Annotated in this window: 15 protein-coding genes; 5 read left to right on the top strand and 10 right to left on the bottom strand. The window is 58.3% G+C overall.

The features are described from left to right. Window positions 1-62: 62 nt before the first annotated feature. Window positions 63-410 carry a winged helix-turn-helix domain-containing protein gene (locus tag ACHZBF_RS05550; protein ID WP_321527861.1) on the top strand — a complete coding sequence of 116 codons (348 nt, stop codon included), beginning with the start codon at window positions 63-65 and terminating at the stop codon, window positions 408-410. Here ACHZBF_RS05550 and ACHZBF_RS05545 read toward each other — a convergent pair whose 3' ends face one another. The 7 genes from ACHZBF_RS05545 to ACHZBF_RS05515 all read right to left on the bottom strand — a co-directional run bounded on the left by ACHZBF_RS05545 (window position 411) and on the right by ACHZBF_RS05515 (window position 5,399). Beyond that, complete coding sequence (locus ACHZBF_RS05545; protein ID WP_321527860.1) at window positions 411-794, bottom strand: VOC family protein; 384 nt, start codon at window positions 792-794, stop codon at window positions 411-413. Between the two features lie 26 nt (window positions 795-820). After that, window positions 821-2,110, bottom strand: coding sequence for an MFS transporter (locus ACHZBF_RS05540; RefSeq protein ID WP_029134964.1), 1,290 nt, complete (start codon window positions 2,108-2,110; stop codon window positions 821-823). Window positions 2,111-2,662: 552 nt separating this feature from the next. Beyond that, window positions 2,663-3,088 (bottom strand): glyoxalase, encoded by a 426-nt coding sequence (locus ACHZBF_RS05535; RefSeq protein WP_273440989.1) that lies wholly within the window; start codon window positions 3,086-3,088, stop codon window positions 2,663-2,665. A gap of 13 nt (window positions 3,089-3,101) precedes the next feature. Then, window positions 3,102-3,839, bottom strand: a complete 738-nt coding sequence (locus ACHZBF_RS05530; protein WP_321527859.1) for a helical backbone metal receptor — start codon at window positions 3,837-3,839, stop codon at window positions 3,102-3,104. Beyond that, window positions 3,836-4,027: a DUF5522 domain-containing protein gene (locus ACHZBF_RS05525; protein WP_037376201.1), complete on the bottom strand. Its 192-nt coding sequence runs from the start codon at window positions 4,025-4,027 to the stop codon at window positions 3,836-3,838. Before ACHZBF_RS05525 ends, ACHZBF_RS05530 begins: the two co-directional genes overlap by 4 nt. A gap of 55 nt (window positions 4,028-4,082) precedes the next feature. Further along, window positions 4,083-4,442, bottom strand: a complete 360-nt coding sequence (locus tag ACHZBF_RS05520; RefSeq protein WP_029134961.1) for a DUF4124 domain-containing protein — start codon at window positions 4,440-4,442, stop codon at window positions 4,083-4,085. 198 nt (window positions 4,443-4,640) lie between these two features. After that, window positions 4,641-5,399, bottom strand: coding sequence for a 3-hydroxybutyrate dehydrogenase (locus ACHZBF_RS05515; RefSeq protein WP_029134960.1), 759 nt, complete (start codon window positions 5,397-5,399; stop codon window positions 4,641-4,643). Window positions 5,400-5,849: 450 nt separating this feature from the next. Between ACHZBF_RS05515 and ACHZBF_RS05510 the strand changes: the two genes are divergently transcribed. The 4 genes from ACHZBF_RS05510 to ACHZBF_RS05495 all read left to right on the top strand — a co-directional run bounded on the left by ACHZBF_RS05510 (window position 5,850) and on the right by ACHZBF_RS05495 (window position 8,296). Continuing rightward, entirely contained in the window at window positions 5,850-6,323 is a 474-nt protein-coding gene (locus tag ACHZBF_RS05510; RefSeq protein ID WP_029134959.1) for an Lrp/AsnC family transcriptional regulator, read from the top strand. A 291-nt stretch (window positions 6,324-6,614) separates the two neighbouring features. Beyond that, window positions 6,615-7,022, top strand: a complete 408-nt coding sequence (locus ACHZBF_RS05505; protein ID WP_029134958.1) for a DUF4332 domain-containing protein — start codon at window positions 6,615-6,617, stop codon at window positions 7,020-7,022. Window positions 7,023-7,164: 142 nt separating this feature from the next. Continuing rightward, window positions 7,165-7,566, top strand: a complete 402-nt coding sequence (locus ACHZBF_RS05500; protein ID WP_321527858.1) for a hypothetical protein — start codon at window positions 7,165-7,167, stop codon at window positions 7,564-7,566. Window positions 7,567-7,714: 148 nt separating this feature from the next. Further along, window positions 7,715-8,296, top strand: a complete 582-nt coding sequence (locus ACHZBF_RS05495; RefSeq protein ID WP_321527857.1) for an alkylphosphonate utilization protein — start codon at window positions 7,715-7,717, stop codon at window positions 8,294-8,296. A gap of 32 nt (window positions 8,297-8,328) precedes the next feature. Here ACHZBF_RS05495 and ppc read toward each other — a convergent pair whose 3' ends face one another. Genes ppc through ACHZBF_RS05480 form a run of 3 tightly spaced genes read right to left on the bottom strand, consistent with a single transcriptional unit; the run spans window position 8,329 to window position 12,206 of the window. Continuing rightward, the gene (gene ppc / locus ACHZBF_RS05490; protein WP_321527856.1) at window positions 8,329-10,932 is read right to left on the bottom strand and encodes a phosphoenolpyruvate carboxylase; all 2,604 of its coding nucleotides are present in this window, start codon (window positions 10,930-10,932) and stop codon (window positions 8,329-8,331) included. Between the two features lie 28 nt (window positions 10,933-10,960). Further along, window positions 10,961-11,692, bottom strand: coding sequence for a tRNA1(Val) (adenine(37)-N6)-methyltransferase (locus ACHZBF_RS05485; RefSeq protein WP_321527855.1), 732 nt, complete (start codon window positions 11,690-11,692; stop codon window positions 10,961-10,963). A gap of 7 nt (window positions 11,693-11,699) precedes the next feature. Beyond that, window positions 11,700-12,206: a HugZ family pyridoxamine 5'-phosphate oxidase gene (locus ACHZBF_RS05480; protein ID WP_321527854.1), complete on the bottom strand. Its 507-nt coding sequence runs from the start codon at window positions 12,204-12,206 to the stop codon at window positions 11,700-11,702. Window position 12,207: the final 1 nt, after the last annotated feature.

Raw genomic sequence — 12,207 nt, 5'->3', positions numbered from 1 at the left:
TGAATTAGGATAGACATGGATATTTAACCAATCAACAGCAGGGTTTTCGCCCGGGCGACTCAATGAAAACAAAACTTCGACTGCAGATCCGCTTTAATGACACAGTCATCGGACCGGGCAAGATCGCCCTGCTTCAGTCGGTGGCGGATAACGGCAGCATCTCCGGTGCCGGCAAGGCGTGTGGTATGACCTTCCGCCGTGCCTGGCAACTGATAGAGACCGTCCAGGAGGCGCTGGGTCAGTCACTGGTAAACACCACCGTTGGCGGCAAAGGCGGTGGCGGTGCATCGCTCACACCTTTTGCCGAGGCACTCATTGAGCATTACCGAAGACTGGAACGACAGGCGAATGAGTCGGCCGGGCCCCTGTTCGAACTGCTGAACGAGACAGAACAGAAAACCGCCGAATGATCAGATTGCAGTCTGCTGGATAAACTCCAGGGCGTTCTGGTCAGGATCACGGCAAAAAAGCGCCCTTCGCCCGGAGCGACTCAGGCTGTAGTCAATGTCCATCCTGTCCAGGGATTCGATCAACAGGTCCAGATTTTCCACCCGGCATGCCAAATGGCGGTCACGTCCGCCATGCGACGGCCTGCCGTTCAGCGGGTCGGGGTTAGGCAGTTCCAGGAGATGAATCTGTTGCTCTCCCACATTCAGCCAGGCACCCGGATAACCCAGATCGGGACGTGTATTATCAAGCGTAAGCCCCAATACCCCCTGGTAAAAATCAAGCGCCCGCGCCGTATCGGCCACGATCAGGCTGACGTGATGAAAACCTGTTACCAGACTCGACATCTCTGACACTCCTTACTTCTGCCATATCAGGCGATCTGTTTACAGTGGGTCTCGCGGGTAAACAGGATCAGCACCAGCGCCAGTGCAAGCCACGCCAGCATCAGGCTGAAGCCGTTGCGGTACGCCTCCAGGCCATAAATCCTTGCCCCGTTATCCATGCTCCCGGACCAGTTCCTATCCAGCAACCAGCCCACGGCCGGTTGCAGCAGCATGGGTCCGATCATCACCCCCATATTGACCAGTCCCGAAGCAGTTCCGGCAAGACGGGCAGGCGCGGACTCGCGGGCAAAGGCGAAGCCGATAATCATATTACCGCTAAAGAAACCGACCACAATCAACAGCAACACCAGCAGCCAGACCGGCAGGCCCGGTACCAGGACCACCACACACCAACCCGCCAGTTGAACCACGCAGCCCAGCAGATAAAGCGGTTTGCGATGCCCAAGATGATCCGACAGCCAGCCGAACACCGGCCCGCCAATCGCCCAGGAGACCAGTAGTGCCGAGCAGATGGCGGCGGCGGTCGTCTTCTCCAGCCCATAGTGGGTGGTGAGAAACGGCACGCCCCAGAGTCCGGCAAAGGTCAGCACACTGCCAACCCCGGCTCCCGGGATGAAATAGAGCAGCCAGGTATTGCGATACCCCAGCACTGCCCGGATACCGGCCATCACGCCCTTGTCTTGATGGCCGGCTTGATCATCATGGGCGATAGCATGACTGGCATAACCCTTCTCCGTCGGGTCATCCCGGACCAGCAGCCAGATAGCCAGGGCGACGATAAAGGCCACCACAGCAGAGACCAGCATCACCGGACGCCAACCAAAGGCATCCACCAGCAGACGCAGCGGCACCCCGGCGAACACCGCGCCCACCACACCACAGAACAGCGCCATGCCGGAAGCCAGCGAATACTGCTTGGGCGGCAGCCAGTGCCCCGCCAGCTTCAGCATGCCGACGAAGGCCACTGCCACCGAACCGCCAATCAACAGTCGGCCCAGATTGGCCCACAACGCATCTGGCGCCATGGCAAACAGCAGCGTCCCCAGCCCCGCAATGGACGCCCCGCTAGCCAGCAGGCGCCGGGGCCCCCAATGATCCGCCAGCAGCCCGGTCGGCACCTGCATGGCCACATAGCTGTAAAAATAGAACGCCGACAGATTACCCAACGCGGTCGCATTGAGTTGGAAATCAGTCATCAACTCGGTGGTCATTACGCCGGGAGCCACCCGCTGATAAAAACCGATCAGGTAGAGTGCGGCACCGAGGCCCCAGATCATCCAGGCCAGGCGCAGTGGTGGAAAGGCTACAGCGTTCATGAATTATCCCAGTTGACGTTTACGTCACTATAGCCTGAGTTGTGGGAGGAAAAAACCCGACGGATGCGGCTGCTATTGCACCACCATCATCACAACAGCGACCAATCGGTTACAAACGCAATTAATTTAACAGGAAACGGACCGAAGACAGACCGCGGAGGCGAAAGGGAAACACTGTCCCCGGGAGCAGGCAGACCCTGTCTACCTGCCGTGGTCAGTTCAGTTATCCCGGTCCCAAACCTGGTAATCCCTTCTCTTTTTACAATGTTCAAAAACCTCGGGCGGACAATCCAGCCTGTCGCAGATAAATTCGCAACGTGCACTGTCCTTTGGAACATCGTTAATCAATGAGGCAAATAGATTACGCAGAAAGGCGCTGATTTTTGTGACCATCATTTGGATACTCTGCTTTTCAGGGTTACTTTTGGATGGGAACCAATAGCTATGGTCCATCCAGGCTTCCCTTGCCCAGGGCCTAAACGACAGGCTTACAATTAACGTAGCGCTAAAATATTTTAACTCTCCAAATACTACTTAACCGCCTATACCCCGTCAATGGCGTACTTGGCTGTTTTGCCCACGCCCCTTCCTGACACGTCGCAGATGAACTATTTCGGCAAAAAGTCCACCCACAGCTCCCCAGAGCCCCCCCAGGATAATCACCACCACTGACTTGTCTCCAGCCAGTTGCTGCAGAACAGCGACCTGTGGCATCAGGTAGATCAGCAGTGACAACAGCAGCGCACCGGCAAGTCCCGTCACCATTCCATGCAGCAGCCGGCCGTCGCGCGCCTTCAGGCCAGTGAAGATACCCGGTGCGATCCAGAGTGCAGAGAGGGTGAGCAGTTGTGGCGCGGTCGCCTTCTGCACATCCAGCAGCAGGGCCAGGATAATCATGCCCAGAGAGATTGCCGTAAGCATCAGCGCACCCAGCAGCAGGGCGCGATAGTTCATGAAGGGAGGGGTGTCGGATGTCATAGTTGTTATTTGCTCATTGGCAACAGGTTTCCAGAAAACGCAGGCTACGGGTACCGTACCATGAGTAACTCTCCCCATCGATCAGGCCACATGCATATCCGAGTTCCAGCAGTTCATCCCGGTAACGCTGAAAGGGAAAAGGTTCGCTGGAGAACAGCAGCACCGTCTGCTGCGGGTTCAGGGCAGCAAGCTCAATCTCGGGATATTTTTCCGCATGGGGTGTCAGTAGCTCTCCCATCCCCATGCGACCCAGCATGGAGTGAATAAAAGTGCCCTCGCCTATCGCCATCCAGGGATCACGCCAGATCAGGTACTCCACCCGCGTCTGGATGGTCGGCGGCCGCCACCACTCGATAATGCCCGGCAGAGACCGGATAGCATACTGCTTCCCGGCAAGCCGACTGGCCTGCTCCCAACGTCGTGCAAACTTCCCCAGTGCGATATTGCCGATCCGCTCGGCCAGGCGTGAAAATTCCGGCCCAACATCCTCCACCCGGGTAATATGCAGGGCGAGATAGGGATAAGGACAGCTCTCGGCCATCTCCCGGGTATTCTCCTCCTTGTCGAGGATCACCAGATCCGGCTGTAGATCGGCCATCGATCCCCAATCCACCCGCTTGGTCCCCCCCACCGCCGGAATCCGTCCGACCTCGGGTTCGGGATGAATACAGAACCGGGAACGCCCCACGAGGTTGGCGTTGCAGTCGATCAGGGTTTCGGTAATGGACGGGATCAGCGAGATCAACCTCATCTTGCCGGCTTCACATTAATATGGTCGAAGGGACAGTGGCGACAGGCAGAACCACAGCAGTTGCCCCGGCTGCGGTGATAGCATTCGGTAAACACCATCAGCCCGTCTTCCCAGTAGTAGTGCCGCCCCTCTACCAGCTGCTCCAGTGGCCAGGGGTCAGTCGCTTCCGTCTCGTTCTGTTCTCTCATAGCCTCAACCTGGCATCGTCAGTTGGACGGGTTCGAGTTGCGGGAGGATCCCGCTTCAACGCCAGGGACTGGTGGCACTGGAAGGGATGCGCCGTTTGTCCCCTTCAATTTTCCGCCGTTCATTCTGCTCCCTGATCCGCTCCCCATAACCACCTGAAGTATCGCCGGCGGCCGGTGCGGACTTATCTGCAGCTGCTTCATTGAGCATCTGCTGTTCCCCCGGACGCAAGCCGCCGGGATAGAGATTTTGTGTCTCGCCACTCTGCCGGGCATTGGGTCCACAGCGGGTATCGGAATAGACCACCACACCATCCTGCTCACATTGATATGTGGCCGAATAGGCAGTTGGGGAGAGGGCCATCAGTCCAATAACGACGCCGATTCCGGCAAGCCGGAATTGTGCTGGGTTCCACATGATCCCTCCTGTTCTTTCTTTTCGCTTAATCCCTGTTAAGTATCAATGTCGATCTGAATTAGAACGGCCGGCCCGCGGGAGCCATCACAGCCGTCCCGCAAAAAGACCACTCCTTGTTCGACCGAATGTTATTTTTCCACCTTGTCTCTATCTTTAAGGATAGTCAGTTGCTGCATGAGTGCCGCAGTTCCGCTCCATCTACTGGGCCGTCCAGCCCGAATCGATGGTCAGGGAGGAACCGGTGATGGATGACGCCTGATCACTGGCCAGGAAGGCCACCAGATTGGCCACCTCTTCCGGCTCAATCAGTTTTTTGATCGCGGCATTCTTCAGCATGACATCGGTGACCACCTGGTCTTCGCGAATGCCCCGGGTGCGGGCCTGATCGGCGATCTGGTTCTCCACCAGGGGGGTCCGTACATAGGCCGGACAGATGGCGTTGACCGTGATACCAAACTCGCCCCCCTCCAGGGCCGCGGTTTTGGTCAGGCCGATCACCCCATGTTTGGCGGATATATAGCCGGCCTTGAAGGGCGAGGCCACCATGGCGTGAACCGAGGCGATATTGATCACCCGACCCCAGCCATTCTGTTTCATCATCGGCCAGGCGTAGCGCATCAGCAGGAAGGGGGCGGTGAGCATAACGCCGATCAGCTTGTTCCACTGCTCCACCGGAAACTCCTCAATCGGGGAGATATGCTGGAAGCCGGCATTGTTGACCAGGATATCGACGCTGCCGTGCAATTCAGCGGCCTGGGCGATGACGGAACGGCACTGCTCGGCATCGGACAGGTCCGCCTGCACGAAACTGGCACCGATCTGCTCGGCCGCCACGCTGCCGGTTTCCGGATTAAAGTCCGCAATCACCACCTTACAGCCAACGCTCGCCAGTTTCTCGGCAACCGCCCGCCCGATACCACTTGCCCCTCCGGTTACAACAGCCACTTTATTCTGCATCTGCTCATTCTCCTGATAAATATCGGCGCAACGCCCATCATTCAGGCAGAAATTATACCTCAGCGGGATGGTGATTAAGTGATGAAAAAGCAGGTAAATCGCAAAAAGGGAGGGAAATCGGTGGGCCGGGTGCGGCCCACCTCAGATCAGGTTTTCCCTGCTACCAATCAGCCTTTCCCTGAATGACCGCTCTCCTGGACCTTGTGCCGTTATCACTCTTGTGAAGCGGGTCGGACAACAGACCCTTGTGGGGTCTTACCTGGGAGACAACCTGGGTCAGGCTTGTTCAGTGAACTCAGTATAGGGAAAGAAGATGAGTGAGTGTATGCAAATATAGCCCATGATTGCTTGATATTTGGATTATTCAACTATTATTTTTATTAAATATAGTGATATTATCCATTTTATTCTAACATCACCCAAACCAAGCCCTACTTTCCAACCCCCATGATGAAACTGGACCGTATAGACCGACGCATCCTCACGGAAATGCAGCAGAATGGCCGGATCAGCAATCTGGAACTGGCGGAACGGGTCGGACTCTCCCCTACACCCTGCTCACGCCGGGTCAAGCAGTTGGAGGAAGCCGGTATTATCGCGAAACATGTCACCCTGCTCGACCCCGCGCGGCTGAACCTGAAGCTCACCGCACTGATCCAGATCAGCATGGACCGGCACACACCCGACCGCTTTGAGAATTTTCAGGCCAAGGTGGCGGAGTTTCCCGAGGTAATTGAATGCAGTCTGATCACGGGACAGGCCGCTGACTACCTGGTCAAGGTGGTGGTACCCGACATGGACGCCTACCAGGAGTTTCTACTGGGCAAGATCACCCGCATCGCCGGTGTCTCGGGGGTGCAGTCGAGCTTCGTCATGCAACAGATCATCCACAAGACTGAATTACCGCTGGATTACCTGACATAGTTTCAAGCATGACACAGAGTCATGCTGCCACTTCCCACTCCCCATCCATGGTGGATTCGACACCACCCTCGGTCAAATATTGTAAACAATTGTAATTCATCCCGTTTTCATCGCGATTTGGCTTCATTCCAAAAACCGTCAGGACTATAGTGGAGGCAGGGAGTTACCTGACCTCGACTGTTCGAGGCCAGCCCTTTCGAGAACGGCACTCAGCGAATTTACCAGAGGGCCAATAATTCAGGCACCGGCATCGCAGGATCGATAAAGAGCCACTACACGGAGCAGACAGAGATGACAAAACTGACACAGATCGAAGGTATCGGCGAAAAGTACGGCGCAAAACTTCAGGAAGCCGGCATCAGCACACAGGAAAAACTGCTCGAAGCTGGCAGTACCACTAAGGGCAGAAAAGCCTTGGCTGAAAAATCCGGCATCAGCGAAAAACTGATCCTCGGCTGGATCAATCGTGCCGACCTGGCACGGGTCAAGGGTATCGGGGAAGAGTATGCCGATCTGCTGGAGCTCGCCGGCGTCGATACGGTACCCGAACTGGCACAGAGAAATGCAGCGAATCTTCATGCCAAGATAAAAGAGGTTGCGGAAGCACGGGGCAATGTCGTGCGCCGTGTACCTTCGGCATCCGAGGTCGAAAAGTGGGTTGCACAGGCAAAAGAGCTGCCACGTGCAATCAACTATTGAACAGGGTCTGAAAAGACATCCACCGGGACGGGTAACATCTGTCCCGGTGAATCCCCATGCAAAATATGCGAAACGACAGCACCCGACCACCACAGCAGACCGACCCACAAAGCTTAGCTGCCCGGGCAACAGGATTGAGGTGATGGACTATATAACACGGGGAACACTCCGTTTAATCACCCGACTTGGTACCATCCTGGACTTCAGCACAGTGGCTGCGGCTCTGGCGGAGACTCTGGAATCTATCAATTTTGCGGAGCTTAACCGCATGCTCTCGCAGAACAACGAACTGCAACGCCTCACCCGCGCATGGCTTGGAGAGGTTGACGACCGGTCTTTTGCCGCGGAGCAGATCGAGCTGATTCTGGGTAGTGAGCGGCTCGAGATCTTTGCTGTCCAACTCGGGCTGGATAAAACCACGGCGACTGCTGCCCTTGCCGACGTGCTGTCCGAAATAACGCTGGAATGCAGTGACGGCAATTCATCCGAAGACCAGTCGGACCCTGGTGAAACAGATGCCGTTTCAAATAGCCTCTCCATTTGATGCCGGCATCCTGCCACATTCACAACGGACTTGTCGGAACAGAGGATGACCGGTATGGTGTGCCCGACCCAACCGTCAGACAATAACTGCAAGGCAGAACCCCTGCCTGCAGTTATACCCGGCCTTTTTCATGCGAGCATCCACAACTATGAGTACCGAACAGGCGTTACTTGAGCGCAGTGAATCCAAATGTGAACTCTGCAGGGCAACGGAAAACCTCCAGCCCTACGAAGTCCCACCCACTTCCGATGGCAGTGCCGATCAATCCCTGCTGCTCTGTGACACCTGTCGTGAACAGATAGAAGACCCGGAAAAGATCGACCCCAATCACTGGCGTTGCCTCAACGACAGCATGTGGAGCACGGTGCCGGCGGTGCAGGTGATGGCGTGGCGCATGCTCAAGCGCCTCAGCGCGGAGGGCTGGCCGCAGGATCTGCTGGATATGCTCTATCTGGACGAACAGACCCAGGCATGGGCGGAGGCTGCCGGTGATGGCAGCGACAACGACACTTCAGTGCAGCATCTGGACTGTAACGGCGCGCGGCTCGAAGCAGGCGATACCGTCACCCTGACCAAGGATCTCAACGTCAAGGGCGCCAATTTTACCGCCAAGCGCGGCACCGCCGTGCGCGGCATCTCGCTGGTGGCCGATAACCCGGGACAGATAGAAGGCCGGGTCAATGGCCAGCAGATTGTCATCCTGACCCAGTTCGTCAAGAAATCAGGCTGAGCCCCAATAATTTAGAAACCGCTACCCGAGCCTCAGCCGGTATTCTGCATACCGGCCGAAATCCCCGCCATGGTCACCATCAGCGCCTGCTCCAGGCGTTCCTTCGGTGTATTGCGGTCGCGATGGAGCAGTTCCGCCTGCAGATAGTGGAGCGGATCGATATAGGGGTTACGCACATTGATGGAGCGCCGGATCAGGGGAAAATCCGCCAGCAGTTTGCGCGTCTGTTTGATTTTCAGCACCATATCGAAAGTGCCGCTCAGGCGTTCCCGTAGCGTCTCGCCCAGGGCCTGTAACTCCTCCGGCACCAATCTGGCTGCGTAGTATTCCGCAATCACCGGATCACTCTTCGCCAGCACCATCTCCAGCATATCCACATAACTGGCGAAGAAGGGCCAGGCCGCGTACATCTCGTGCAGCCGGGCCAACTCACCGGACTCGATCGCCTGCCCCAGGGCGCTGTCTGATCCCAGCCAGGCCGGCAGCATGAGCCGGATCTGGGTCCAGGCGAACACCCAGGGAATCGCCCGCAGGCTCTCGACACCGCCGTCGGCACGACGCTTGGCCGGCCGCGATCCCAGCGGCAGCTTGCCCAGTTCATGTTCCGGTGTCGAGGCACGAAAGAACGGCACGAAGCGCGGATCATCCCGCACCACTGCCCGATATTCACGAAAGGCGTCCCGTGCCAGCGACTCCATCATGGCCCGCCACTCCGGGCGCGGTGCCGGTGACGGACAGAGGGTGGCGGCCAGCACGGCGCCGGTATAGCGTTCCAGATTGCGCTCGGCAATCTCCGGAATGCCGAATTTAAAGCGGATCACCTCGCCCTGCTCGGTCACCCGCAGGGTGTGGTCCACCGAACCGGGCGGCTGGGCCAGAATCGCCCGGTGGGTCGGGCCGCCGCCGCGGCCGACCGTACCACCACGGCCATGAAACAGGGTCAGATGAACCCCCCGGGCACGGCAGGTGGCGGTCAACGCCTCCTGGGCCTGGTACTGCGCCCAGACCGCCGCCAGTTGACCGGCGTCCTTGGAGGAGTCGGAGTAACCGATCATCACCTCCTGGTGTCCGTGGGTGTAGTCCCGGTACCAGTCGATGGAGAGCAGCTGATCAATGCAGTGATGGGCATCCTGCAGATCCGCCAGGGTTTCGAACAGCGGCACCACCCGCATGTCGTGCCCAACTCCCATCTCCCGCAGAAGCAGAATGACCGAGAGCACATCGGATGGCCGGCTGGCCATGGAGATGACATAGGAGCCCAGGGAATTGGGATCGGCCTGGGCGATCGCCCGGCAGGTCTCCAGCACCTCGCTGATCTCTTCATCGGGCTGCCAGTCCACCGGTATCAGCGGTCGTTTGCTCTGCAGCTCCTGTAACAGAAAGCGCTGTTTCTCCGCCTCGTCCCACGCCAGATAGGAGCCAAGATCGTAGAACCGGGTCAGGGCGTCGAATACCGCCGCGTGGCGGTCGGCGTTCTGCCGGATATCCAGCCGCACCAGGGTCACGCCGAAGCAGGCGATGCGGCGGATGATATCCTCCAGCAGACCACCGGCGATGATCTGCATACCGCACTCGATGAGGGAGCGATGACAAAGCATCAGCGGCTCCAGCAGATCTTCGGCGGTCATCAGCACCTCAGACTTGAAGCCCTGCCCCGACAGCCCCTGTTGGATCAATGTCTTGGTCTGATCCAGGCGGCGGCGCAGACCGGCCAACAGATACCGATAAGGTTCGGCCGCATCCCCAACCCGCTCCCGCAGTTCGTCATTACACTGATACATGGAGAGTTCCGAGCGCAGCTCATCCAGATCCCGGTCATACAGATCGGCAGCCATCCAGCGCGACAGCAGCAGCACCTCCCGGGTCACCGCAGCAGTAACATAGGGATTGCCATCCCGGTCCCCGCCCATCCAGGAGGAGAAACGAACCGGCGAACAGTCGAGTGGCAGCGGCTTTTGCAGCACCGCCTGCATCGACTCATCCAGCTGCCGCAGGTAGTTCGGCACCGCCTGCCAGAGTGACCCCTCGATAACGGCGAAGCCCCATTTCGCCTCGTCGATCGGCGTGGGGCGCTGCCGGCGAATCTCGTTGGTGTGCCAGATCTGGCTGACCAGCTCATTCAGGCGGCGCTGGCGGTACTCCCCCCGCTCCAGTTTGCGCAGACAGTCGGTGATGGCGTTATATTTTTTGATCAGGGTGCGTCGGTTCACCTCGGTGGGGTGGGCGGTGAGTACCAGATCCACTTCCATGCGGCCGATCGCCTGCAGGATCTGCTCATCGGTGAGTCCATCCGCCTGCAACTGTTTCAGTTGCCGGGCAAAGGAGTCCTCCGCATCCAGTTCGCACACGTCCTGATGCAGTCGCACGCGATGAAACTCCTCGGCGATATTGGCCAGGTTGAGAAACTGGGTAAAGGCACGCGCCACCGGCAGCATCTCGGCTTCGCTCAGACCGGAGAGTTCCCGCAACAGCGCGTCATGATTGGAGCCGGCATCCTCCCGCCCCGCCTTGGCCAGATGACGTATGCGCTCGATCTTCTGCAGAAACGCCGGTCCCAGATGGTTTTCGATGGTCTGCCCCAGACTCTCACCGAGCATACGTACATCGTCGCGTAATGATTCATCCAGATTGGTCATACTTCTTACTCCAACAAGGTTTCTGCAGCTACGCTTGCTGCCAGTCGGCCGGGGCGGCAAATCGTAACAGAAAGGGGGAGAGATAACGGGCACTCTCTTCGCTGTAGGCGCGCGGCGCATTATAGATGACCAGCCGACGGTAGACGAACATTTCAGGTCGGCGACTGAAGGTGAGCGCGGCCACCTTGGCCCGGCTGTGGACATGCCCGGCATAGTCGACCCGCCCGGTCAGCCACAGGCCGGCAGCAGCCGCCAGATCGGTAATCCGGGCCACCTCATGTGCCGGAATCAGCAGATAGAAGCGCCCGGCCTCACCCAATAACCGGGCTACAAGCCGCACCAGTTCATGGTGCGGCAGCAGATCGGCATGGCGGGCCAGGCGGCGCAGATTGACGCTGTTTTTACTGTGCCGCTCAAAAAACGGTGGGTTGCTGATGATCAGGTCATAACGTTGATCGCAGCATTCGGCATAGTCCTGTATCGACTGCCACACCAGTTCCAACCGCTCAGACCAGGGACTGGCGGAGAAATTGACGGCGGCGTCCCGACACGCCTGTTCGGTCAATTCCACGGCAGTGACATGGCCCGCCCCCAGCTGCATCAGCATCAGCGACAGCAGCCCGCTGCCGGCACCGATGTCCAGCACTCGCTCGCCGCCGGCAACCGGCGCCATGGCGCCAAACAGCGTGGCGTCAGTGCACACCTTCATGGCGCTCTCACCCTGCTGCACGCTGAATCGCTGAAAGCGGAAAATCGACACCACGCACTCAGTCCGGTGGCGAGACGGGACGAAGAGTACCGGCCGGCAACTCCAGATCATACGCCTTGCCAAAGCCCGCCACATAGCGACCCGACTGTGGCGTCAGGACAAACAGATGAAAGTCCGGCAGGCGGCGCAACAGGGCCACAGTATCGCCAAAACGCTGCTCCAGCCGGGACAGCATGGCGGCATGATTTGTATCGGTCTCGGGAACCTCACCCGCCCGGCACTGCAGGATCACCCGCTCCCGGGCGAACGGGTTGCGGGTTTCCGCCTCCGGACGGACAAACAGGATCGCGGCACTGCCCTGCTGCTGCAGATTGCCCGTATGCTCCGCCAGGTCACTGATAAAGATATAGAAACGGCCCGACCCATCCCGGACATAGGGGGCATAGCTGATTGCCGGCTGACCTGTGGCCGTCACGGTGGAGAGCAGCAGGGTCTGGTGCGAATCAATCAGAGCTTGAAGGGCCGCCTCTGCCTGTCGCAGATCAGTTGATTCGGGGGTAGTCATA

Source organism: Sedimenticola selenatireducens (genome assembly GCF_963675335.2).
GTDB classification, from domain to species: Bacteria; Pseudomonadota; Gammaproteobacteria; order Chromatiales; family Chromatiaceae; genus Sedimenticola; species Sedimenticola selenatireducens.
This window is presented reverse-complemented; position numbering and strand designations above follow the sequence as displayed.

What these genes read in the sequence shown, in the direction of transcription:
- ACHZBF_RS05515 (WP_029134960.1), bottom strand. Translation starts at nt 5,399, where the DNA reads ATGCAGAATAAAGTGGCTGTTGTAACCGGAGGGGCAAGTGGTATCGGG.
- ACHZBF_RS05550 (WP_321527861.1), top strand. Translation starts at nt 63, where the DNA reads ATGAAAACAAAACTTCGACTGCAGATCCGCTTTAATGACACAGTCATC.
- ACHZBF_RS05535 (WP_273440989.1), bottom strand. Translation starts at nt 3,088, where the DNA reads ATGACATCCGACACCCCTCCCTTCATGAACTATCGCGCCCTGCTGCTG.
- ACHZBF_RS05480 (WP_321527854.1), bottom strand. Translation starts at nt 12,206, where the DNA reads ATGACTACCCCCGAATCAACTGATCTGCGACAGGCAGAGGCGGCCCTT.
- ACHZBF_RS05505 (WP_029134958.1), top strand. Translation starts at nt 6,615, where the DNA reads ATGACAAAACTGACACAGATCGAAGGTATCGGCGAAAAGTACGGCGCA.
- ACHZBF_RS05520 (WP_029134961.1), bottom strand. Translation starts at nt 4,442, where the DNA reads ATGTGGAACCCAGCACAATTCCGGCTTGCCGGAATCGGCGTCGTTATT.
- ACHZBF_RS05540 (WP_029134964.1), bottom strand. Translation starts at nt 2,110, where the DNA reads ATGAACGCTGTAGCCTTTCCACCACTGCGCCTGGCCTGGATGATCTGG.
- ACHZBF_RS05530 (WP_321527859.1), bottom strand. Translation starts at nt 3,839, where the DNA reads ATGAGGTTGATCTCGCTGATCCCGTCCATTACCGAAACCCTGATCGAC.
- ACHZBF_RS05495 (WP_321527857.1), top strand. Translation starts at nt 7,715, where the DNA reads ATGAGTACCGAACAGGCGTTACTTGAGCGCAGTGAATCCAAATGTGAA.
- ACHZBF_RS05525 (WP_037376201.1), bottom strand. Translation starts at nt 4,027, where the DNA reads ATGAGAGAACAGAACGAGACGGAAGCGACTGACCCCTGGCCACTGGAG.
- ACHZBF_RS05500 (WP_321527858.1), top strand. Translation starts at nt 7,165, where the DNA reads ATGGACTATATAACACGGGGAACACTCCGTTTAATCACCCGACTTGGT.
- ACHZBF_RS05545 (WP_321527860.1), bottom strand. Translation starts at nt 794, where the DNA reads ATGTCGAGTCTGGTAACAGGTTTTCATCACGTCAGCCTGATCGTGGCC.
- ppc (WP_321527856.1), bottom strand. Translation starts at nt 10,932, where the DNA reads ATGACCAATCTGGATGAATCATTACGCGACGATGTACGTATGCTCGGT.
- ACHZBF_RS05510 (WP_029134959.1), top strand. Translation starts at nt 5,850, where the DNA reads ATGAAACTGGACCGTATAGACCGACGCATCCTCACGGAAATGCAGCAG.